The organism is Gemmatimonadota bacterium, assembly GCA_016719105.1.
Lineage (GTDB): Bacteria > Gemmatimonadota > Gemmatimonadetes > Gemmatimonadales > Gemmatimonadaceae > SCN-70-22.
In genome coordinates this window covers 552,059-573,666 of the sequence record JADKAQ010000001.1, presented here as the reverse complement: position 1 = coordinate 573,666, position 21,608 = coordinate 552,059, and the positions used below count along the sequence as shown (strand labels likewise).

At 70.2% G+C, this 21,608-nt stretch carries 17 protein-coding genes and 2 tRNA genes; 1 reads left to right on the top strand and 18 read right to left on the bottom strand.

Features of this window, described 5'->3' with window-relative positions:
• From lysC to IPN47_02440, 7 genes are all read right to left on the bottom strand, one after another.
• Positions 1-1,359 carry a lysine-sensitive aspartokinase 3 gene (lysC, locus tag IPN47_02470; GenBank protein MBK9406911.1) on the bottom strand — a complete coding sequence of 453 codons (1,359 nt, stop codon included), beginning with the start codon at positions 1,357-1,359 and terminating at the stop codon, positions 1-3.
• Positions 1,356-2,441: an aspartate-semialdehyde dehydrogenase gene (asd, locus tag IPN47_02465; GenBank protein MBK9406910.1), complete on the bottom strand. Its 1,086-nt coding sequence runs from the start codon at positions 2,439-2,441 to the stop codon at positions 1,356-1,358. The genes lysC and asd overlap by 4 nt, the downstream gene beginning before the upstream one ends.
• Entirely contained in the window at positions 2,441-3,436 is a 996-nt protein-coding gene (locus tag IPN47_02460; protein MBK9406909.1) for a M20/M25/M40 family metallo-hydrolase, read from the bottom strand. Before IPN47_02460 ends, asd begins: the two co-directional genes overlap by 1 nt.
• A gap of 45 nt (positions 3,437-3,481) precedes the next feature.
• Positions 3,482-3,564, bottom strand: a tRNA-Leu gene (locus IPN47_02455).
• Positions 3,565-3,685: 121 nt separating this feature from the next.
• A tRNA-Gly gene (locus tag IPN47_02450) sits at positions 3,686-3,758 on the bottom strand.
• A gap of 74 nt (positions 3,759-3,832) precedes the next feature.
• Positions 3,833-5,002 (bottom strand): galactokinase, encoded by a 1,170-nt coding sequence (galK, locus tag IPN47_02445; protein ID MBK9406908.1) that lies wholly within the window; start codon positions 5,000-5,002, stop codon positions 3,833-3,835.
• Complete coding sequence (locus tag IPN47_02440) at positions 4,999-6,777, bottom strand: hypothetical protein (protein ID MBK9406907.1); 1,779 nt, start codon at positions 6,775-6,777, stop codon at positions 4,999-5,001. The genes galK and IPN47_02440 overlap by 4 nt, the downstream gene beginning before the upstream one ends.
• 127 nt (positions 6,778-6,904) lie before the next feature.
• Between IPN47_02440 and IPN47_02435 the strand changes: the two genes are divergently transcribed.
• Positions 6,905-8,632: a hypothetical protein gene (locus IPN47_02435; GenBank protein MBK9406906.1), complete on the top strand. Its 1,728-nt coding sequence runs from the start codon at positions 6,905-6,907 to the stop codon at positions 8,630-8,632.
• 21 nt (positions 8,633-8,653) lie between these two features.
• On the opposite strand, the gene recN is transcribed toward IPN47_02435, so the two are convergent.
• From recN to IPN47_02380, 11 genes are all read right to left on the bottom strand, one after another.
• A complete protein-coding gene (gene recN, locus IPN47_02430; protein ID MBK9406905.1) occupies positions 8,654-10,387 on the bottom strand; it encodes a DNA repair protein RecN in 1,734 nt (577 codons plus the stop codon).
• 11 nt (positions 10,388-10,398) lie between these two features.
• Complete coding sequence (locus IPN47_02425; protein ID MBK9406904.1) at positions 10,399-11,253, bottom strand: NAD(+)/NADH kinase; 855 nt, start codon at positions 11,251-11,253, stop codon at positions 10,399-10,401.
• On the bottom strand, positions 11,253-13,136 hold the full coding sequence (locus tag IPN47_02420) for a 1-deoxy-D-xylulose-5-phosphate synthase (protein MBK9406903.1): 1,884 nt from the start codon (positions 13,134-13,136) through the stop codon (positions 11,253-11,255). The genes IPN47_02425 and IPN47_02420 overlap by 1 nt, the downstream gene beginning before the upstream one ends.
• Positions 13,137-13,276: 140 nt before the next feature.
• Positions 13,277-14,161 carry a polyprenyl synthetase family protein gene (locus IPN47_02415; protein ID MBK9406902.1) on the bottom strand — a complete coding sequence of 295 codons (885 nt, stop codon included), beginning with the start codon at positions 14,159-14,161 and terminating at the stop codon, positions 13,277-13,279.
• A 13-nt stretch (positions 14,162-14,174) separates the two neighbouring features.
• Positions 14,175-14,393, bottom strand: a complete 219-nt coding sequence (gene xseB, locus IPN47_02410; GenBank protein ID MBK9406901.1) for an exodeoxyribonuclease VII small subunit — start codon at positions 14,391-14,393, stop codon at positions 14,175-14,177.
• Positions 14,390-15,685, bottom strand: a complete 1,296-nt coding sequence (xseA, locus tag IPN47_02405; GenBank protein MBK9406900.1) for an exodeoxyribonuclease VII large subunit — start codon at positions 15,683-15,685, stop codon at positions 14,390-14,392. The genes xseB and xseA overlap by 4 nt, the downstream gene beginning before the upstream one ends.
• Positions 15,682-16,569: a bifunctional 5,10-methylenetetrahydrofolate dehydrogenase/5,10-methenyltetrahydrofolate cyclohydrolase gene (locus tag IPN47_02400; GenBank protein ID MBK9406899.1), complete on the bottom strand. Its 888-nt coding sequence runs from the start codon at positions 16,567-16,569 to the stop codon at positions 15,682-15,684. Before IPN47_02400 ends, xseA begins: the two co-directional genes overlap by 4 nt.
• 13 nt (positions 16,570-16,582) lie before the next feature.
• Complete coding sequence (gene rny, locus IPN47_02395; protein MBK9406898.1) at positions 16,583-18,169, bottom strand: ribonuclease Y; 1,587 nt, start codon at positions 18,167-18,169, stop codon at positions 16,583-16,585.
• A 286-nt stretch (positions 18,170-18,455) separates the two neighbouring features.
• Positions 18,456-18,773, bottom strand: a complete 318-nt coding sequence (locus IPN47_02390; protein MBK9406897.1) for a cell division protein ZapA — start codon at positions 18,771-18,773, stop codon at positions 18,456-18,458.
• Positions 18,770-19,114 carry a hypothetical protein gene (locus IPN47_02385; GenBank protein ID MBK9406896.1) on the bottom strand — a complete coding sequence of 115 codons (345 nt, stop codon included), beginning with the start codon at positions 19,112-19,114 and terminating at the stop codon, positions 18,770-18,772. The genes IPN47_02390 and IPN47_02385 overlap by 4 nt, the downstream gene beginning before the upstream one ends.
• A complete protein-coding gene (locus IPN47_02380) occupies positions 19,092-21,605 on the bottom strand; it encodes a phenylalanine--tRNA ligase subunit beta (protein ID MBK9406895.1) in 2,514 nt (837 codons plus the stop codon). Before IPN47_02380 ends, IPN47_02385 begins: the two co-directional genes overlap by 23 nt.
• Positions 21,606-21,608: the final 3 nt, after the last annotated feature.

Sequence of the window (21,608 nt, the reverse complement as noted above, 5' to 3'; positions counted from 1 at the left end):
TCACGCGACCGGGCCGCTGAAGAACTCCGCATGCAGCCGGCGCATCGCCTCGGCCACCTGGTCGCCATCCACCAGCATCGTGAGGTTGATCCCGCTCGCGCTCAGCGAGAGCATGTGCACGCGGAGCGAGCGCAGCGACGCCAGCGCGCGCGACATCGCCTCGCTCGAATCGGTCAGGCCCGCGCCGACAATGGCGACGATGCCACGATTGCGCTCGACCGAGACGTCACCCAAGTGCGAGAGGTCGACGACGAGCGAATCGAGATGCGTCGCATCGTCGATGGTGACGCTGACGCTCACCTCGGAGGTGGCGACCACGTCGACCGAGGTGCGGTGTCGGTCGAAGACCTCGAAGAGCGTGCGCAGGAAGCCGTGCTGCAGGAGCATGCGCGGGCTGCGGACCTTGATCACGGTCACCCCCTGCTTGCCCGCAAGGGCGCTGACGGCCCGCTTGGGGGCGTCGAAGGTGATGAGCGTGCCGGTCCCCTCGGGGTTGCGCGAGTTGTAGATGTAGACCGGGATCCCGAGCCGCACGGCGGGGCTGATGGTGCTCGGGTGCAGCACCTTGGCGCCGAACGAGGCGAGCTCGCTGGCCTCGTCGAAGCGGATCCGATCGATGAGACGCGCCCCCTTCACCACGCGCGGGTCGGCGGTCAGCATGCCATCCACATCGGTCCAGATCTCGATGGCGTCGGCGCCTAACGCGGCGCCGAAGAGCGACGCCGAGAAGTCGGAGCCGCCGCGTCCGAGCGTGGTGACGATCCCCTGCTCGGTCGAGCCGATGTAGCCCCCCATGACCGGCACGCCACCGCGCTCGACGATCGGGCGCAGGATCTTCTGGGACGCCTCGGCGATCTTGTCGGCGCGCGGTTCGGCCTTCTCGAACTGGTCGTTCGTGATCATCACCGTGGTCGCATCGACGTGCTCGGCGGGGATGCCGCGCGATGCGAGTGCGGCGGCCACGAGGATCGACGAGAGCATCTCGCCCTTGGCCGCGATCGCGTCCTTCGAGCGCGGTGTCGCATGCCCGAGCACCGAGAGGGCCTCGGCGAGCGACGCCAGCTCATCGAATGTCGCGCTGAGCTCGGCCATGAGCTCGTGGGTGGCGGGGCCACTGCCAAGGAGCTGCTCGGCGGTCGTCAGGTGCCGTTCGCGCAGCGCCTCGACACCACGGATGGCGCTGATGAGCTGTCCGTCGGAGGCCTGCTCGGCGATCGCGATCAGCGCATTGGTCGCCCCCCCCATGGCGGAGACGACGACGATCGGGCGCCGCGGCAGCTTGCTGCGCACGATCTCCGCGAGTCGTTCGATGGCCGCGGTGTCACCGACGGAGGTTCCGCCGAACTTGACGACGATCATGCGGGGTCGAACGCGCCCTGCGCGGCGAGGACTTCGGCGTTGAGGATCGAACCGCCGGCGGCGCCGCGGATGGTGTTGTGGCCTAACGCGACGAGCTTGATGTCGAGGATGGGGTCCTGACGCACGCGACCAACCGTGACCGTCATGCCGCGCCCGGCGCCGACGTCGCGCCGCGTTTGCGGACGATCGATGGCGTCGGTGACCACAAGCGGGAGTTCCGGGGCGGAGGGAAGCCCGTGCACCTCGGGGGCACCACGCCACGCGCGCAGCGCCTGCAGCGCCTCCTCGGCTGACACTCGGCGCGCGAACGCCATCGACAGGCAGACCATGTGGCCGTTCTCGGTCGCCACGCGATTGGCGTGCGCGCTCACCGCGAACGGTGCATCCTCGATCGCCTCGCCCTTGAGCGCGCCGAGCATCTTGTTCATCTCGCGCTCGATCTTGGGCTCTTCGTCGCCGATGTACGGGATGACGTTGCCGAGGATGTCGAGCGAGGGCACGCCGGGGTATCCGGCACCCGAGATGGCCTGCATGGTCGTGACGAAGACCTTGTCCAGCCCGAACGCTTCGTGCAGCGGGGCGAGCGCCATCGCGGCGACGGTGGCCGCACAGTTCGCGTTGGTCACGATGCCGCCGCCAGGCGCAAAGCCGCGCTGGCGACGCTGCACCGCAAGCAGCGCGAGATGCGACGCGTTCACTTCGGGGATCACGAGCGGGACATCCGCCTCCATCCGATAGTTCTTCGCATTCGACAGCACCAGCGCTCCGGCGCGGGCGAAGGCCCCTTCCACTTCGCCGGCGACGTTGGAGTCGAGCGCGGAAAAGACGATCCGGGACGAGACCTCCGACGGGTCGCAGTTCTTCACCGTGAGCGCCGCCACGTCGGCCGGCATCGCGCCCTCGATCCACTTGGTCGCGTCGGCGTACGACTTCCCGGCGGAGCGTTCCGACGCCGCGACTTCAGCGATCGTGAACCACGGATGCCCTTGCAGCAGGCGGATGAAGGTCTGGCCGACCGCGCCAGTGGCGCCCAGCACGGCGACCGGCCACTTGCGGGCCGGCTTCGTCGAGGTCTGCGACATCATGCGTCGAGTAGGGCGCGCACGATCCGCTGGTAGCCCTCGACCGCGGCGCGCAGCTCGCCGATGTCGATGAACTCGTCAGGCGTGTGCGCGACGTGGATGGAGCCCGGCCCGAACAGGAGGGGCGTTCCCCAACGATCGAGGAGCGGGATGTCCGAGGTGTAGGCCACCGGCGACGTCTCGAAACCGTCGATCGTGTGGAAGTACTGTGCGGGGATGTGCGAGCCGTACGTGATCTCGGCGCGCCCCGCGACCCAGCGCTCGAGCTCCTCCTTGACCACCTCGACCGGCCCAACAAGGCGGAACATCAGCTCCACTTCGCAGGCGCCCGGGATGATGTTGGCCTCGGTGCCGCCGCGAATCGTCCCGATGTTGACCGTCGTGGGGCCGAGCTTCTCGTCGGTGGGCCAGGCGATCTCCTTCAGCGTCGGCAGAAGCGCGAGCATGGGCTCGATGGCCGATGCCCCGAGGTGCGGATACGCCGAGTGCGCCTCGCGCCCGCGCGTGCGCAGGTGCACGCGCAGCGAGCCCTTGCAGCCGATGGCCAGCTTGCTCTCCGTCGGCTCGCCGTTGACCAGGAATCGCGACGTGGCCGGCAGTCGATTCGCGGCGCGCGCACCATCGGACCCCTTTTCCTCGCCGACCACGAAGAGCAGGTCGACCCGATCCTCGCCGGCGATGGCGAGGGCATCGGCGGCGGCGAGCATGGCCGCGGCGATCCCCTTGGCGTCGCACGCACCGCGCCCGACGAGGCGATCGCCTTCGAGGCGCGGCGGGACATAGGGCGGTACGGTGTCGAGGTGCGTCGAGAGCGTCACGCCGCCCCCAGCGCGAGAGGCCCACACGTTGCCGCGCCCCGGCGTGACTTCCTGCACGGTGACGTTCCACCCGCGGGCGACCAGCCAACGGGAGACGAAATCCACGACCTTGCCTTCGCCCGCAGTGGGCGACTCGATGGCCAGCAGCTCGGCGGCGAGCGAGACGACGTCAATCATATCGCGAAGTGTATCCTTGGGCGCCGCATGCGTGGCAGTGGGTCATGCGCGGGGCGGGACTCGAACCCGCACTCGGTTGCCCGAAGGGGATTTTAAGTCCCCCGCGTCTACCATTTCGCCACCCGCGCCTGCTCTGGGAATGACCGGAGGTCCCGGCCTGACCGGGACATGAGAAGACGAGAAGACGAGATGTTGGGCGTGCCGCCGCACCACTCGTCTTCTCGTCTTCCCGTCTTCGGATTTTCTGAGAGCGGGAAACGGGACTCGAACCCGCGACCCCAACCTTGGCAAGGTTGTGCTCTACCAACTGAGCTATTCCCGCGACGCGCGAAGTATAGCGGCCACGCGCCCACACGAACAAGGCAATCCCCGTCGATTGCCGTCCTCGATCCCGCGCTACCGTTCGATGCGCGCCCCATCGTGCGGCGTCGTGACCCACGTGCGCGGGGTCCGCATCCAGGCGAGGTGGAATGCGGCAGCCAATCCGCTGGCGAAGTCGCCAAGGGTGGCCTCGTCACCCATCACGATCGCGCAGCCGCCCCACCCCGCGCCTGTGAGACGCGCCCCGTCGATCCCCACACGTGCGACGCAATGCTCGACGACCCAATCGAGTTCGGGAGTCGAGCACTCGTAGTCGAGACGCAGCGAGCGATGCGACGCGTTGAGGAGATGCCCCTGCCGGTCGTGCGCATCGGCCGTCCCGCACAGGGCCACGAAGTCGCGCACGCGATGCGTCTCGCTCACCACGTGACGCGCGCGCTTCCCCTCGGGATCGGGGAGCGCCGCGCGATCGAGCAGGGCCGGCGACGCGTGGGCGAGCGCGTCGAGCGTGGGATCGATTCGGCGGAGGATCTCCAGCGCCGCGGTGCATTCGGCACGTCGCGCATTGAAATCCGAGTCGCGCAGCGCCCGCGGCGTCATGGTGTCGACGATGAGCACCCCTCGGTCGAAGGGGACGGCGTGCGACACCCCGGTGTCGCAGTGCAAGTGCAGCGCGTGCCCGCGGCGACAGAGCGCGCTCGCGAACTGGTCCATGATCCCGCAGGCGACCCCCACGAATCCGGTTTCGGCACGGTGCGCCGCCAGGGCGACGTCGCGCATCGACGGGGCGCGTCCCCCTTCCCCCTCCGCATCCACGCGAATCCCGTCCAGTGCGAGCGCGGCGAGCACGGTGGCCACTTGCAGTGCCGCGGAGGACGAGAGCCCCGCCCCCATGGGGACATCGCTCACGACCGCCACGTCGTGTCCGTGGGGGCGGGAACCTAACGAGGCCGCCTCGGCGAGCGCGCCGGCCACGTAATCCCACCAGGTCCCGGTCGCCGCACCGTACGCGGAGTCCCAGGTGCCGACCTCGCCTCGCTCGCGCGACACGGCACGCGACATCGCCGTGCGCGCCGGCGCGATGGCGACCCACGTGCGCTGGGCGATGGCGATGGGGAGGACCTCGCCACCGTTGTAGTCGGTGTGTTCGCCGATGAGGTTGACCCGCCCCGGTGCGGAGGTGACGACGGAGGGGCGGTACCCGTAGGCCATGGTAAAGAGCGACTCGACCGCCTCGCGGCTCATGGCGTGACCCCGAGGGCGTGTACCGCATACCAGAGCGTGTACGCCAGCAGACCGGCGAGCGACGCGTCGCCGCCGTTGGCGGTCGCCTTCCCGTCGACATCCACTTCCTCGGCGGCCAGCCCGTCGTGCAGGGGGGCGCGGCGCAGCCAGCGCATGACATCCTTGGCGTCAGGGCCGAGGAGTCGGGCAATCTGCTGGGCCAGCACGCGCGGCTGCACGTCGATCGTGCGCACCGTGCGGCGGTACGCCGAGTCGCGACGATCGAGCGTTTCGTAGAGCGGGAGCCAGACGACCGACGCCGCCGGCTCGTCGTCGGCGACGGCCTCCCCGGCGAGGTTGACGGCCGACATCAGGATCGCCTTGCCCTCACGCTCGCCGGCAAAGTGGCGTTGGAGTGCGGCGCGCACCGCGTCGGGGTCCTCGATGGCACGCGCCGTCTCCTCGTCGAGGGTGCGACGGAAGACGTCGAGCGCCTGTGCGGCGACGGCGTTGCCGTGCAGCGTGTAGGGGAAGGCGGCCGGACGCCCCGCGGGGGTGACCTCGGTGGTGTACAGCGGGATCGTCTCGTGCCGGCGCGCGGAGATGTCCTCGTGCGAGCCGTAGAGCGTGTCGGCGATGACCGGTTCCTCGACGATCTGGTCGTCGCCGGTGTCGCGGATGTAGCGGTCGATCGCGATGGCGTACGCCCCCGCGCCCTCGAGGGAGAAGCCGGGCTCGAAGAGCGTCCCGTCGAAGTAGCGCACCCCGGTTCCGGGTGAGTAGCCATGCAGTTCGCAGGCGCGCAGGATGAGTTCGCGCGCCAGGGGGGCGTCCGCCAGCTGCACCGCTGGGATGGTCCACATCAGGGCTTCCCACTCACGCACCGTCACGCCGCGCGAATGCCAGGGGACGCGCGAGCGCACGAGGTAGAAGTGAGCGTCGTCGAGCGCCCGCCCCACGCCGTAGAAGTAGGCAAAGAGGAGATTGCGATTGATGATGGCATCGATCCCCTCGTGTCCGGTCGTCTGCTCGAGGGCGCGCAGCGCGTCGCGCGTGGCCGAGAGCAGGTAGCGCCACCCGCGGCGGCGCATGACGGCGACCGTCGCCTCGGCGCCATCCCCCTCGGGGCCGACCGCGAGGAAGAAGGCCGCCTCAGCCACCCCGGTGGGGGGGACGCGGATCTCACGTCGGATGGCGTAGGACCGCTCGTTAGGGACGTCGATCGTCGCGGCGCCGTCGGCGCCGATGGCGAGCGCCATCAGTCCCGGGACGGCATCCCCCGCGAGGATGACCGCGTCGGTCGCGCCGCGCCGCACCGCATGGCGATCGACGAAGGCGCGCGCCGACTTCACCCGCAGCTGGCGATGCCCGAGTTCCCCTTCGAGCCCGACGGTGACCCTGATCCCCTGCGTCGAGCGGTTCTCGAAGGCGAAGGCGTACACGGCGCCGGCGGTATCGGCGTCGCGCCCGTACGGCGCGAAGACCGTCGCCCGCACGACGATGTTCCCGATGGTGGCGGTGAAGGTCGGGAGCCAATTGAGGGCACGCTCCCACGCCAGCGTGGTATCAGACCAGTCGACCGGCACGCCATCGATCGCCAGCACGGGGCGCGCGATCGGCGCCTCGCGTCCGCTGGCGAAGTCCTCGCCACCGGCGAGTTCGACGGCAGCGCGGGCCCCGCAATGCAGGGTGCCGACGGCGTGGATCGATCCGTCACCCGGGTGGATGCAGGGGAGCGCGATCCAGTGGTTGCCGGTGATCTGCCACGGGATGGGAGGGATCGGTGTATCGTTCACGGCTGGATTACTTTCGATGACCCGGCCCCTGCTCCAGACCGCCGCGATGGCGGAGGACGCGCGGGGCCGCCTACGGACGTCACAACTTACCTTGTCGACCCTACACCTCAAACGACGCCACCGGCCGATGCCGAGGACCGCGACCTGGGGGGCGGTGCTCGCTGCGGCGCTCGCCGTCTGGCCGGGGAGCGCCAGCGCCCAGCGCGCCCTCGGCCCATCCGACGACGCGACGGTCGTGCCGAAGGGGCTCTTCCGGTTTGGCGTCCAGCCCACCTGGGGGCGCTCCAACGAGCGCTTCAGCGATGGCCTGAACGGCCGCACGCGCGGTGCCGCCGAACGCCTGGGGGTCGACTACGACGTCGACTCCCTCGGTCCTTCGCGCTTCGAGCCACTCCGGCCGCTCACCGCGGCGCTGCAGACGCTGGCGGGAAAGAGCGGCATCGCGAGCTCGCTCGGCCGGTTGCGGGTCGACTTCGACTACTCGGCCGTCACCACGCCCATCTCGCTCGAGTACGGGCTCACGCGCCGTATCACGTTAGGCGTGCTGGTCCCCTACGTGAAGACGCGCACCGAGGTCTCGCTGAATCCCAATCCCGGCCGCAACGAAGGGACGATGGGGATCAACCCGTCGCGGACGAAGGCGGCGGCGCTGGCACAGAACCTCGTGCTGTTCACCCAGATCGGGCAGGCCGTGTCGCAGCTGCAGGCGCAGCTTACCGCCTGCGTGGGGAGCACCGCCCCGGCGTGCGCCGCCATCAATGCCGATCGGGCGAAGGCGGCGCAGCTGGCCGCGACCGGGAGCGCGGTGGCCGCCGCCGTCACGAGCATCTACGGCACCAAGGCGGGCGAGGGCTCGCCCTACGCTCCGGTGGAGGGTTCGACGCTGCAGAAGGAGATCGCCGCGCGCCTCGCGACGCTCTCCAGCGACTTTGCGACTTTCCTCGGTGCGCCGACGGGACGCCCGGGCTGGATCGAGTCGCGCCCCGTCGGGGCGCCGCTGATGGGGCTCGCCGACTTCAACACCATCGTGCGCGACTCCGCCTTCGGCATCGCCGCCGTCCCCATCGAGACGGTGGAACGCTCGCACATCGGCGACGTGGAGTTCGGCGCCAAGGTCCTGCTCTATGACGGGCTCGGGACGCGCCCGCCGCAGCGCGTCGATTGGAGCGGGTTCCGGTTCCGACTCGCGGTTGGCGGAGCCTACCGATTGGGAACTGGCCAGCTGCACTCGCCCGACGACTTCGCCGACGTCGGCACCGGCGACCGGACCAACGACATCGAGGGACGCGTCTTCGCCGACTTCCTCTTCGGCCGCCGCTTCTGGACCTCCGTCGTGGGACGCTACGGCGTGCAGCAGGTCGACGAGCAGTTCATGCGCATTCCCGACGTGCCGAACGCCCCGTTCCCCGCCCTCTATCGCAGGCAATTCGTCACGCGCGACCTGGGCGACTACTACGTGGCCGAGGTCTCACCGCGCCTGACGCTGACGGATGCGCTGATGATGAGCGCCACCTACAGCGTGGCACACAAGGGCGAGGATGCCTACACCGGGAGCTTTCCGGTGACGAACCTGGCGGGGGAGCAGGTGACCCTCGACGCCTCGGTGCTCAACGCCGGGACGGAGCGCACGGAGCAGCGCCTGGTGGCAGGCTTCACCTACTCGTCGATGGCCGCGTACTACCGCGGCCGCTCGAAGCTTCCGCTCGAAGTCAGCTACATGGTGGGACAGTCGATGAGCGGAAGCGGTCAGGCGATGAAGACCTTCACGCAGGCGATCGGCATTCGCCTGTACTCCCGCCTCTTCGGGACTCCGGAGAATCGCCCCGCCCGTCCCCCGCGTCGCGCGCTGCGTTAGGCAACCCCGAGGGGAGGCCGCTCACTCCCCTCGGCTGTCGTCGGCCGCCCGTTTCCCCCGCGCCCGCTTCTTCGGCGCCTCGCGCAACGCGTGCGCCGCACTCTCCAGCAGCTCGCGGGCGTGCGCGCGACTGGCATCGCTCTCGGGGTCGCCGCCCAGCATGCGCGCGACCTCGGTGACGCGTGCCTCGCCGTCCACCACGCGGAGGTCGGCGGTCGTGACGCCGCCGCGCGCTCCCTTGCTCACCACGATGTGATGGTGCGCGCGCGCGGCGATCTGCGGGAGGTGCGTGATGGCGAAGACCTGATGGTGCTCGGCGACGCGCCGCATCGTGTCGCCCACGCAGAGCCCGACGCGCCCGCCGATGCCGGCATCGACCTCGTCGAAGACGAGCGTGGGGACGCCATCGAGCCGCGCGAGGATCGTCTTGAGGGCCAGCATCACACGGGCGAGTTCCCCGCCAGACGCAACGCGCGCCAGCGAGCGCGCCTCGTGCCCCACGTTGAGCGCGACGCGATACTCGACGTCCTCGGCGCCGCTCCGCCCCACCTCGGCGCGTGCCGCGAGCGAGACCGTGAGATGGCCGTCGGCGAGCCCCAGGTCGGGAAAGACCGCATCGACGTCGCGCTGCAGCGCGCGGGCGGCGCGCACCCGGGCGGCGCTGAGCGCCTGCGCCTCGCGCGCGAGGCTCGCGGCCAGCTCCGTCTCCCGTTGACTGAGCGTCCCGAGGTCGAGCCCGGCGGTATCGACGAGCTCGAGTTCCTCGCGCGCCTCGCGCAGCGTCTCGAGCGCCGACTCGACGCTCCCCCCGTACTTGCGCGTCAGCCGGAAGACGACGTCGCGACGCCGTTCGAGCTCGACGAGGCGACCGGGGTCGGTGTCGAGCGCCCCTTCGTAGTCCTGCACCTCGCGCGACAGTTCCTCGAGCTGCACGAAGGCCGAGTCGAGCATCTCCTGAAGCCGCGCGAGGGCGGGATCGAGGCGCGCCGCAGAGCCTAACGCGCGTTGCGCCGCCCCCAGCAGGCGCAGCGCCGATTCATCTTCGCCGTCGATCGCCTCGCGCAGGTGCGCGGCGTGCGTGCGCAACTCGGCCACATGCGACAGGCGGCGCACCTCGTCCTCGAGCTTCGCCTCCTCCCCCGCGACCAGCCGGGCCTCCTCGAGTTCCTTCGCCACGTGCCGGAGGTAGTCAGCGCGCTTCTCGGCGGCGGCGCGGCGCGAGGCCAGCGAGGCGATCTGCTCGCGCACGGCGGTCACGGCGTCGAAGGCCTCGACCACTCGCGCCGCCTGCGACGTGGCGCCGCCGAAGGCATCGAGCACCGCGCGCTGCACCTCGGGATTGAGGAGCGTCTGCGACTCGTGTTGCCCGTGGATGTTGACGAGCGCGCGCCCCACCTCGGCGAGCGTCGCCGTGGTGACGGTCGACCCGTTGATCCAGGCGCGGCTGCGACCGGCGCTCCCGATCTCGCGCCGCAGGACGACGACGCCATCCTCGACCTCGACGCCGCGCTCGTCGAGCGTACGGAGCAGGTCGGGACGTGCCCCGGCATCGAACACCCCCTCGACGCTCGCCTTGTCGGCGCCGGCCCGTACGAGGTCGGCGCTCCCCCGCTCGCCTAACAACAATCCGAGCGCCTCGACGATGATCGACTTCCCCGCCCCGGTCTCGCCCGACAGGACGTTGAAGCCGGGGCGCAGCGGGAGCGCCACCGACTCGAGGATGGCCACGTTGCGAATGCGGAGTTCGGTGAGCATGCGTTGGCCGGCTACCGGGGGTCGCCGCCCGCGCTCCACCCCAGCTTGCGTCGCATGCGCGAGAAGAAGGTCATTTCCGGGAAGCGCACGAGGAGCACGACGCGACCGGCGCGCCGCACCGTGAGTCGCTGTTGACTCCCGAACGTTGTCCCGATCTGCCCGTCGATCGTTACCAATTGATCGCTGTCATCATCCTCCACGCGCATCACGATCTCCGCCGACGGCGGCAGGACGAGTGGACGGATGGAGAGCGAGTGGGCAGAGATCGGGCACAGGAGGATCGACTCGAGCGCGGGATCGACGACCGGCCCCCCCGCCGAGAGCGAGTACGCGGTGGAACCCGTCGGGGTCGCGACCACCACGCCATCGGCGGCGTACTGCGCGATGGCCTCGCCGTTGACCTCGATGTGCAGGCGCATCACGCGCGCCTTGCCCCCCTGCTTGAGGACGACGTCGTTGAGGGCGTGCCAGCTGGCCTCCGGCTCTCCTCCGTTGGAGACGACCGCCTCGAGCGCCATGCGCGCATCGGAGACGTAGTCACCGGCCACGAAACGCCGCAGCGCGGTCTCGACGTCCTCGCGTCCGCACGCGGTGAGGAAGCCCAGGCGGCCGAGGTTGATCCCGAGAATCGGGATCTCGCGGCCGGCGAGCATGCGGGCGGCGCGCAGCAGGGTGCCATCGCCCCCGAGCGAGATGAGGGCATCGAGCGATCCCAGGTCCTGCAGGACCGGGACGCCGGGCACGAGCGCCGCGAGCTCGGGCTCGGGGACGAGGGTGGCACCGAGCGTGGGGGCCAGACGCTGCAGGGTGCCCAGGAGCGGGAGAAGGTCGTCGTACCCGCGATGCCCCACGACGCCGAGGCGCATCACCCGGCGAGCGCCTCGCTCTCGTGCAGCGCGCGCACGCGCGCCGCAATCCCCGTCGCGTCGAGCCCGCACAGCGCCAGCTGCCGCGTGCGCGACGCAGAGACGATGATCCGGTCCGGGACCCCGTGCGCGATGACCCGCACGCCCGCGTCCTGCTGCTCCACGAGACGCGCGAGGTACGCGCCGAAGCCGTTCACCACCGTCCCTTCCTCGACCACCAGCAACGTCTTGTGGCTGGCGAGCAGCGCCGCGAGGGTCACTTCGTCATGCGGCTTGAGGTAGCGGCAATTGACGACCGTCACGCGGATCCCTTCCGCGCCTAACGCCTCCGCGGCGGCCAGCGACTCCTGCACCATCGTCCCCACCGCCAGGATCGCCACACCGTCGGTCCCGCGCCGCAGTACTTCCCAGGTCGCGTGACGTGTGGCCTGAATCGCGCTCATGGCGGGCACCAGTTCGGGGGCCGCGTCGCGCGGGTACCGAACGCAGAACGGTCCCCCGGTCTGCTCCAGCCCCGCTCGCAGCAGCGCGAGCAGCTCCGTCCCGTCCTTGGGGGCGGTCACGATCATGTTGGGGACGGCGAGCATGTAGGCGATGTCGTACAGCCCCATGTGCGTCTCACCGTCCTCACCCACGAGTCCGGCGCGATCCATCGCGAAGACGACGGGGAGCGACTGCAACGCCACGTCGTGGATGACGTTGTCGTATGCGCGCTGCAGGAACGAGGAATAGATCGCGACGACAGGGCGCACTCCACGTGTCGCCATCCCCGCGGCGAAGGTCACGCCGTGCCCCTCAGCGATCCCCACGTCGAAGACGCGGGTGGGGTGCGCCTTGGCCGCGCCGCCCACCCCGGTGCCGCTCGGCATCGCGGCGGTGATGGCCACGACGTCGGCGCGCTCGTTCATCAGCTCGCCGAGCCCCTTGCCGAAGACGGCGGTGTACGCCGGGTTGGCGGTTGACACCTTGAGCTGCTTGCCGGTTGCCGGGTCGTGTCCCGGCGGCAGCGCGTGCCACTTCTCACCGTGCTCGCCGGCGGGGAAGCCGCGCCCCTTCTGCGTGATCACGTGCACGAGGCGGGGCCCGCCGCGCTGGCGCACCAGTTCGAAGGTGTCCAGCAGGACGTCGAGGTCGTGTCCGTCGATGGGGCCAAAGTAGCGGAAGCCCAACTCCTCGAAGAGGACGCCGGGGGTGAGGAACGACTTGACGCTCTCCTCCCACTTGCGCACGAGCGTGTTGAGCGCGCCGTGCGTCTCGACGAACTCGCCGATCTTGTCGCGCACCCGGTTGTACAGCGGGTTGCGTTGCACCTGCGTGAGATAGCGCGACATCGCCCCGACGTTGGGCGCGATCGACATCTCGTTGTCGTTGAGGACGACCACGAAGTCGCGGTCCGAATGCCCGGCGTTGTTGAGGGCCTCGTAGGCGAGCCCGCTGGTGAGCGAGCCGTCGCCGATGATGGCCACCACCTTGTAGTCGTCGCCCTGCAGGTCGCGTGCGGCCGCGATGCCTAACGCTGCCGAGATCGACGTGGCCGCGTGGCCGGCGCCAAAGGCGTCGTACTCGCTCTCCGACCGCTTGAGGAAGCCCGAGAGTCCCCCCTCCTGGCGCAGCGTCTCCATCCGGCTGTTGCGCCCGGTGAGGAGCTTGTGCGGGTATCCCTGGTGCCCGACGTCCCACACCAGCTGGTCGTGCGGCGTCTCGAAGACGTAGTGCAACGCGATCGAGAGCTCGACGACGCCGAGCCCGGCCCCGATGTGTCCCCCGGTGCGCGAGCAGACGTCGATCAGTCGCGCGCGCATCTCCGCCGCCAGCGTGCGCAGTTCATCGCGCGAGAGGCGCCGCAGGTCGGCCGGGGAGTTGACGCGATCGAGGATAGACATGGACGGAAGGTGTGCGGAAGGTGTCGTCGAGGGAAGCTCCCGCACGACTCAGCGCCGGGGCCGGGCGGTCTCGTACCCGCACAAGCGCCGACACATACGCCGACACGCGCGCTGGCACGCGCGCCCCTTCATGTGCGCGCTCACGAGCGACGCTCGATCGCGTAGCGCGCGAGCGCTTCCAGCGCGGGCGAGGCGATCCCCGCTCCACGCAGCGACGCGAGGGCGTCGTCGACCAACGCGGAGGCACGAGACTTCGCTCCCTCGATGCCCAGCAGCGCGGGGTACGTGCTCTTGTTGAGCGCGATGTCGCGCCCCGCGGTCTTCCCGAGCTGGTCGGTCGTCGCCGTGACGTCCAGGACGTCGTCGGCGATCTGGAAGGCGAGTCCGATGGCCGCGCCGTAGCGCCCCAGCGCCGCCACACGCTCGGCGTCGGCGCGCGCGGCCATCGCTCCCATGCGCACCGAGACCTCGATGAGCGCCCCCGTCTTGCCCCGGTGAATGCGCTCGAGTTCCTCGAGCCCCATCGTGCGCCCCTCGGCCTCCAGGTCGAGCAGTTGGCCGCCGATCATTCCGCCGCCACCGGCCGCCTTCATGAGCTCGCGCACGATGGCGCCCGCCTCGCGAGGGGTGAGCCCGAGAAGGCGCCCGGCACGATAGCCGGCCCACGCGGCTAGCGGGACCATGGCCAACCCCGTCGCAGTCGCGACCGGGACGTCGAAGGCGCGATGCACCGTCGGCCGCCCGCGCCGCATGTCATCGTCGTCCATGCAGGGGAGGTCGTCGTGTACGAGCGAGTAGGCGTGCACCACCTCGACCGCCGCGGCGAGGGCCGTGACATCCCCGCCTCCGCCACACGCCTGGTAGCCGTGGATCACGAGGAAGCCGCGCAGGCGCTTCCCCTCGCCTAACAGCGAGTAGCGCACGGCCTCGGCCACGCGCGGCGTGAAGGCGCCGGTCGTCTCGTCGCAGAGGCGCACCAGCGCCGCATCGATCGCCGACCGTTGGGCGGCGATGGCCTGCATCACCTGCGACATGGGGTCAGCCACCGAGGTCGGTCGCCGCCAGCACGCCGTCGGCCTTCTCGGTGAGCACCTTCACCGCCGCCTCGGCGCGCCCCAGTTCCTCGCTCGCGGCGCGCAGGTGGGAGATCCCCTCCTCGAACAGCGCGAGCGCGCGTTCGAGCGGAATCTCCGCCCCGTTCATCTCGTCGACGATCGCCTCGAGTCGCTCGAGCGCCTGTTCAAACGTTGCCATCATCCCTGCCCATCGGTCGGGTCCTCGATTCGTCGCACCGTCTCCACGCGTGTCTCGGCCGCCCCATCGCGCAACCGCAGGTGAAGGGGATCGCCCGGCGCGATCGCCGCCACGGAGGTCACCACGCGCCCCGCGGGCGACGTCGCCACCACGTACCCGCGCGCCATGGTCGCCAGCGGTGAGAGCGCGTGCAGCTGTCCGCTCAGGCGCCCCAGTTGCAGCCGGCGGCGTTCCACCAGGCGACGGGCCCCCTGGCTCCCCTGCCGCGCCGCCTGCTCCAGTCGCCGTCGTCCGCCGCGGATCGCATCGGCGGCACCACTTTGCAGCTGTCGGCCGAGGGACGCCACCGTGCGTTGCAGGTCGGCCAGGACCGGGACGGCGTGCTCGGCCGCGACCGACGGGGTGGGGGCCCGCCAGTCGGCCACCAGGTCGCAGATCGAGATGTCGACCTCATGCCCCACCGCCGAAATGATGGGGATCGGGCAGGAGGCGACCTTGCGCGCCAGCTGCTCGTCGTTGAACGCCCACAGATCCTCGCGCGAGCCGCCGCCGCGCCCGATGATCGCCAGGTCGGCCCCGCCCCACGACGCCAGGCGATCGAGCGCCGCGCATAACGAGGCGGGCGCCCCCTCGCCCTGCACCGCCGCCGGGATCAGCACGAGCTCCACCAGGCGATTGCGCCGCCGCGTCACCGCGATGATGTCGTGCAACGCGGCGCCGTCGGCGCTGGTGATCACGGCGATGCGCCGCGGGAAGAACGGGAGCGCGCGCTTGCGCGCCGGATCGAGCAGCCCGTCGCGCTCCAGCCGCGCGCGCGTGAGCTCGAACGCCTTGCGCCAGAGGCCGTCCCCCACCGCGTCCATCGTCTTCACGGTGAACTGCAGGTCCCCGCGTGCGGCATACAGCGAGACCTGCCCCAGCGCGACGACGGTCATCCCCTCGTCCGGTGGCGCCGGGATGCGCCGCGTGTCGCGCGACCAGACCACGCAGCGCAACGAGGCCTCCTCGTCGCGAAGCGAGAAATACCAGTGCCCGTTGCGATGCTGCTTGAAGTCGCTCACCTCGCCGCGCACCCAGAGCGGCGGGAACGCCCCTTCCAGGACGTCCTTCACCGTGCGCGTGAGCGTCGCGACCGAGATGGCAGCCGCCGGACTCTCGCCAGGCGCCGCTTGCAGTTCGGGCTCCGGCAGTCGCTCGGGAGCCATCATCATCCCGCCGTCGTCGCCGAAGGCAAACAGGTCGGGCGCCTCGCGCGGTGGCGTCGACGCGCCTCGCGAGCGACGCGCCGGTGTCACGTGCCGGCCTGTCGCGCCGCCCGTACCGTGTTCTTGAGCAGCATGGCGATGGTCATGGGCCCGACGCCACCCGGGACCGGCGTGATGAGCGACGCCACCTTCGACGCGCTCTCGAAGTGCACGTCACCGGCCAGGCGATAGCCCCGCGCACGCGTCGCATCGTCGACGCGCGAGATCCCCACGTCGATCACCACCGCGCCCGGACGAATCATGTCGCCAGTGATCATCTCCGGCTTGCCTAACGCCGCGATCACGATGTCGGCGCGGCGCGTGTGGAAGCGGAGATCCTTCGTGCGCGAGTGGCAGACCGTCACCGTGCAGTCGGCACCGGCCCCCTGCTGCATGAGCAGCGCGGCCATCGGCTTGCCGACGATGTTGCTGCGCCCGACGATGACGACCTCCTTCCCCTTGGTCTCCACGCCGTAGCGCACGAGCAACTCCTGCACCCCAGCCGGTGTGCACGGCGCGAAACCGTCCGTCTCGCCGATGAGCAGCTTGCCCACGTTCACCGGGTGAAAGCCATCCACGTCCTTCTCGGGGAGGATGCGTCGCACGACGGTGTTGGCGTCCATGTGCCGGGGGAGCGGACTCTGGACGAGAATCCCGTGCACCGTGGCATCGGCGTTGAGGCGGTCGATGAGCGCTTCGAGCTCGGGCTGCGGCGTGTCGGCGGGGAGACGAATCGTCTCGCCTTTCATCCCAGCCTCGACGCTCGCCTTCTCCTTGGCCGCGACGTACGTCTGGCTCGCCGGATCCTCACCGACGATCACCACCGTCAGCCCCGGCGTGATCCCCCGCGCCTTGAGCTCCGCGACCTCGCGTGCCACGTCCTCGCGTACGGACTTGGCGACCGCCGTCCCGTCGATCTTCTCCCCGACCGACATGGGACCGGCCTCGCTAACGAGCGACATCGACCGCCCTCGTCTCGCGGATGATGACCACCTTGATCTGTCCCGGGTACTGCAGCTCGGCCTCGATGCGACGCGCGATCTCGTCGGCCAGCGCCGCCATGCGCGGGTCGTCGACCCCTTCCGGCGTGACCAGCACGCGCAACTCGCGTCCCGCCTGAATGGCGAAGACCTTGTCCACGCCCTTGTAGCTGGAGGCGATCTTCTCGAGCCCTTCGAGTCGTTTCACGTAGGTCTCGAACGCCTCTCGGCGCGCACCAGGGCGCGACCCGGAGATCGCATCCGCCGCCTGCACGAGCACCGAAATCTCGCTCTCGTGCGGCACGTCGTCGTGGTGCGCCGCGATCGCGTTGATCACGAGCGGGTGCTCGCCGTACTTGGTCGCGACCTCCACCCCGAGCTGCACGTGCGTCCCCTCGTGCTCGTGCGTGAGGACCTTGCCGATGTCGTGCAGGAGCGCGCCACGCTTGGCCATCGCGACGTCCAACCCCAACTCGGCGGCCATGATCCCGGCCAGGTGCGCGACTTCCTTGGAATGGTCGAGGATGTTCTGTCCGTAGCTCGTGCGCCACTTCATGCGCCCGATGAGCTTGATGATCTCCGGGTGCAGCCCGTGCGTCCCCGTCTCGTACGCCGCCTGCTCGCCGAGTTCGACGATCTGCGTCTCGACTTCCTTGCGCGACTTGGCGACGACCTCTTCGATGCGCCCCGGATGGATGCGCCCGTCGGTCACCAGCTTCTCGAGCGATAGGCGGGCAATCTCGCGGCGAATGGGATCGAAACAGGAGACCACGACCGTATCCGGCGTGTCGTCGATGACCACGTCGACCCCGGTCGCCAGCTCGAAGGCGCGGATGTTCCGCCCTTCACGTCCGATGATGCGCCCCTTCATCTCGTCGTTCGGAAGCGCCACCGACGACACCGAGATCTCGCTCGTGTGCTCCGACGCAATGCGCTGCACGGCGAGCGCGACGATCTTCTTGGCCTCGCGCTCGGCGTTCTTCTTGGCCGACTCGCGAATCTCGCGCAGCCGGTTGGCCGCGTCGGCTTCGGCCTCGCGCTCGAGACGCGCGATCAACTCGGTCTTGGCTTCGGTCGCCGACATTCCCGCCAGCGTTTCGAGTCGCCGGCGCTCATCGGCGATGAGCTTGTCCAACTCCGACTCGCGCTCGGCGATCGACTTCTCCTTCCGCCCGAGGTCGCTGGCGCGCCGCCCGAGGTCGCGTTCGCGCTGATCGAGCAGGTCGACCTTCTTCTCGAGCTGCGTCTCCCGATCGTCGACGCGACGCTCCTCGCGCTCCACTTCCTCGCGACGATGGCGCGCTTCGACTTCCCACGCCTCGCGCAGCTTGATCAGCTCTTCCTTACCGGCGAGGACCGCGCTCTTCCGCGTCGACTCGGCTTCACGCTCGGCGTCGCCGATGATGCGCTTGGTCAGTTCCTCGGCGGTGCTCTTCGCGGCGCGCTGTGTGTCGCGCTCGGCGCTCTGGCCGGATCGTCGGCCGAAAACAAAAAACGCTGCGGAGGCGACAACGCAGAGCGCGCCAAGCGCAGCGACGAGAATCGTCGAATTCATGTCCATCTATGCTCCACCGCAGCAGCGAGCCGCGAAGTCGAAGGGAAACCGCGGCCGAGAGCGCATGGAGCTCCATCACGATGAGCCTCCGATCCGGCGCCGACGAAGGGCACGGGATGGGAGGCGCTAAGTCGTGCAGGAGCTTCAACCTACGCCTCAGCGGGTCACTCGCCGTCAAGCTACGTGCGAGTCCTGCAATTGGCAATCAGCCGAGCGGGTAGGGTCCCCTAGCCTGCGGCACAGCCCCGGCGCGCGCAGCTCGCCACCCGGCGAACGGCCGTCTCGCCTAGATCGCGGCGTGGTCGCCCGACTCTCCGCGCTTCGCGGGCGGGAGCCAGCGACGGATCTCGTTGGAGAGTGAGTCCATCGCCTCGTCCATCGACGAGGCGGACGAGCGGGCGCGAAAGAGCTCGTCGGTGATCTGCAGCGCGGCCAGGATCGCCGCCTTGTGGTTCTCGACCACCAGCGAGGTGTTGAGGACGCGCTTGATCGATTGGTCGACGTACTGCGCGACCGCGCGCGTGTGCTCGGGCGAGGCGTCCGAGCGGATCGTGTACTCCTCGCCCACGATCACGACCTTCACGAGGTGCTTCTTGTCGCTCATGACCGCCCTCCCCCTCCGGCCCCACTCCCCGACGCCGGGGTGCCCGGGATCGGGCGCCCCTGCTGCTGCCGCAGGAAGTGGACGCGCGCCAGTAGCTGACGCGTGCGCTCGGTGGCGAACACGACGCGCGCCTTGAGATCGGCATTCTCCGCTTCGAGCGTCTTCAACCGTTCGAGACTCGCGGAATCGCCCCCGTGCTGGACCGCCGCCTCGAGCGCTCGCACGCGCGACTCGGCCGCAAGCGCACGACGGCGGAACCCCGCCAGCTCTTCCCCGAGGTGGCGGACGAGCTGCTCGAGCTGGACGAATGCGGGGGACTCAGGCGGTTCGTGGACGGACACCGAGCTCGGTCTCCAAGGTGCGAAGGATCTTCTGCCGACGGCCGTCGACTTCCTTGTCGCGAAGTGTGCGCGTGGCGTCCCGGAAGGTCAATCGCCACGCCACGCTTCTATGCCCGGCTGGGACCCCCGTACCGCGGAACTCGTCGAACAGTTCCAGCCGCTCCAGCAGTTCCCCGGCACTCTTGCGCAGCAGGTGCTCGACTTGCGCGGCCGAGACGCCGTCCGGGACGAGCAACGCCAGGTCGAACTCCGCAGGTGGCGTCGTCGGGAGAGGCTGGTAGGTGACGTGCCCCTTGGCCGGCAGCCGCCCACTCACGCCGGCGCCGTAGTCGTGGCTCCCCGGCGCGGACACGGCGGCATTGGCGAGTCGGCCGAGCGTGATCTCGATACCGAAGGCCTCGGACGCCCAGACCGGCTTGTCGAGCGCCACGACCTCGATCGTTCCGATCTCGCCCCCCTTGGCCGAGATGCGCCACAGCACGGGCGCGCCATCGCCAGCCTCGAGGGCGATGCGCATGCCGGGATAGGCGACCTCGGCCACGCGCTCGCCTAACGCCTTGGCGTCCCAGGCATCGAAGACCTCCCGGGACGCGTCGGTGAAGTGGCCGGGGCGCCGGAGCCCCATGAGGACGAGGCCGACGCGCACCTTCTCCACCGGAAGCTGTCCGGGGCGCGGGGCGAAGGTCGACCCGATCTCGAAGAGGCGCACGTTGCCCTGCATGCGGCTCAGGTTGTACTCGGCGCGCCGGGCCAGCGTCTCGAGGATCGAGGTGCGCAGGTGCGGCTCGTCGTCGGCGAGCGGGTTCTGCACGCGGGCGTGCGTGTCGTCGGCCCCCGCCACGAACGGCAGCGGCCGCACTTCGAACAGCCCCATCCCGACGAGCGCGTCACGCACCCGCCGCCCCGTCACGTGCAACGGGTGATCGGGAACGTTGCCCGGCCGGAACGGGAGCACGTCATCCGGCAGTGCGTCGTAGCCGCGGAGCCGGGCGATCTCCTCGATGAGGTCGACGTCGCGCGACACGTCGTGGCGCCAGGAGGGGGCCACGACGTCGAGCGTCTCGTCGCCGTCGCCGCGGGGGGTGACCCCAAAGCCGATCGACGCGAGGCGCGACCCGATCTCCTCGGCGCTGACCGACGCGCCTAACAAGCGCGCCACGTGCTTCGGGGTGATCGCCACGGGCGCCCCCGCCTCGGGGACGCGTCCCACGTCGATGGCCTGACCGTCGACGGCCCCACCGGCGAGCATCGTGATGAGCTGGGCCGCGATCGACAGGGCGTGCGGCGCGATGGCCGGGTCGATCCCGCGCTCGAATCGGTACGAGGCGTCGGTGCTCAGCCCCAGCGCGCGCCGCGTCTCGCGCACGTGGCGTGGCGTGAAGTACGCGACCTCCAGGAAGAGGTCGGTCGTCGACGCGGTCACCTCGCTGTCGAGCCCCCCCATCACCCCCGCCACCGCCACCGCCCGCTCGGCATCGGCAATCACCGTCATGCGCGGCTCGAGCGTCCGCGACACCCCGTCGAGCGTCACCAGAACCTCGCCGGGATGCGCGCGGCGCACGACCACCGTTTGCCCGGCGAGCCGGCTGAGGTCGAAGGCGTGCATCGGCTGCCCGTAGCCATGCAGCATGTAGTTGGTCACGTCGACCACGTTGGAGATCGAGCGCAATCCGAGCGCGGCGAGGCGCCGCACGAGCCACTCCGGACTGGGCCCCACCGCCACGCCGCGAATGACGACGCCCATGTAGCGTGGGCAGCCATCGGGGTCGTCGAGTTGCACCTGTGCCCCGCCGGAGCCGGCGCGCTGGAGATCGTGCGCGACGGTACCACCGGCCGAGGGGACGCGCCCGTGGACCCCATCGCCGAAGCGGATCGTCCCCGTCTCGCTGTCTACAGTGAACACCTCGTCGGGGTCGCGGACGGGCCCCCCGTGGAGCGCCGCGACCTCGCGCGCCATGCCGTAGTGCGAGAGCAGGTCGGGGCGATTCGCGAGCACGTCGATGTCGTACTGCACGTCGCCGACGGCGACCGCCTCGAGGAACGGCGTCCCGGTGGGGACATCGATGTCGAGGGCGAGAATGCCGTCATGATCCTCGCCGAGGCCGAGTTCGCGCGCCGAGCAGAGCATCCCGCACGAGACCTCGCCGCGAATCTTGCGGCGCTCGATGAGGATCCCCCCCTTGTTGCCGGTGGGCATCACGGTGCCGACGCGGGCAAAGGGATACATCGCCCCCTCGATCACGTTAGGCGCGCCGCACACGACATCCACCAGCTCCCCGCTCCCGTCATCCACCTTGGTGACCCAGAGGTGGTCGGAGTTGGGGTGGCGCCCGGCGGTGATCACGCGCGCCACGACGATGCTCGCGAGGTCGGCGCGCAGCCGCTCCATCCCGTCGACGGTGGCCACGTGCGCGGTGATGAGCGCGCGCAGCGCGTCGGGGGAGAGCGTGTGCGGGACGAAGGCCCGCAGCCATTCATGCGAGATCAGCATCTG

Coding starts and splice junctions, on each gene's coding strand:
- lysC (MBK9406911.1), bottom strand. CDS start 1,359: ATGATCGTCGTCAAGTTCGGCGGAACCTCCGTCGGTGACACCGCGGCC.
- asd (MBK9406910.1), bottom strand. CDS start 2,441: ATGTCGCAGACCTCGACGAAGCCGGCCCGCAAGTGGCCGGTCGCCGTG.
- IPN47_02460 (MBK9406909.1), bottom strand. CDS start 3,436: ATGATTGACGTCGTCTCGCTCGCCGCCGAGCTGCTGGCCATCGAGTCG.
- galK (MBK9406908.1), bottom strand. CDS start 5,002: ATGAGCCGCGAGGCGGTCGAGTCGCTCTTTACCATGGCCTACGGGTAC.
- IPN47_02435 (MBK9406906.1), top strand. CDS start 6,905: ATGCCGAGGACCGCGACCTGGGGGGCGGTGCTCGCTGCGGCGCTCGCC.
- recN (MBK9406905.1), bottom strand. CDS start 10,387: ATGCTCACCGAACTCCGCATTCGCAACGTGGCCATCCTCGAGTCGGTG.
- IPN47_02425 (MBK9406904.1), bottom strand. CDS start 11,253: ATGCGCCTCGGCGTCGTGGGGCATCGCGGGTACGACGACCTTCTCCCG.
- IPN47_02420 (MBK9406903.1), bottom strand. CDS start 13,136: ATGTCTATCCTCGATCGCGTCAACTCCCCGGCCGACCTGCGGCGCCTC.
- xseB (MBK9406901.1), bottom strand. CDS start 14,393: ATGATGGCAACGTTTGAACAGGCGCTCGAGCGACTCGAGGCGATCGTC.
- IPN47_02400 (MBK9406899.1), bottom strand. CDS start 16,569: ATGTCGGTCGGGGAGAAGATCGACGGGACGGCGGTCGCCAAGTCCGTA.
- rny (MBK9406898.1), bottom strand. CDS start 18,169: ATGAATTCGACGATTCTCGTCGCTGCGCTTGGCGCGCTCTGCGTTGTC.
- IPN47_02390 (MBK9406897.1), bottom strand. CDS start 18,773: ATGAGCGACAAGAAGCACCTCGTGAAGGTCGTGATCGTGGGCGAGGAG.
- IPN47_02380 (MBK9406895.1), bottom strand. CDS start 21,605: ATGCTGATCTCGCATGAATGGCTGCGGGCCTTCGTCCCGCACACGCTC.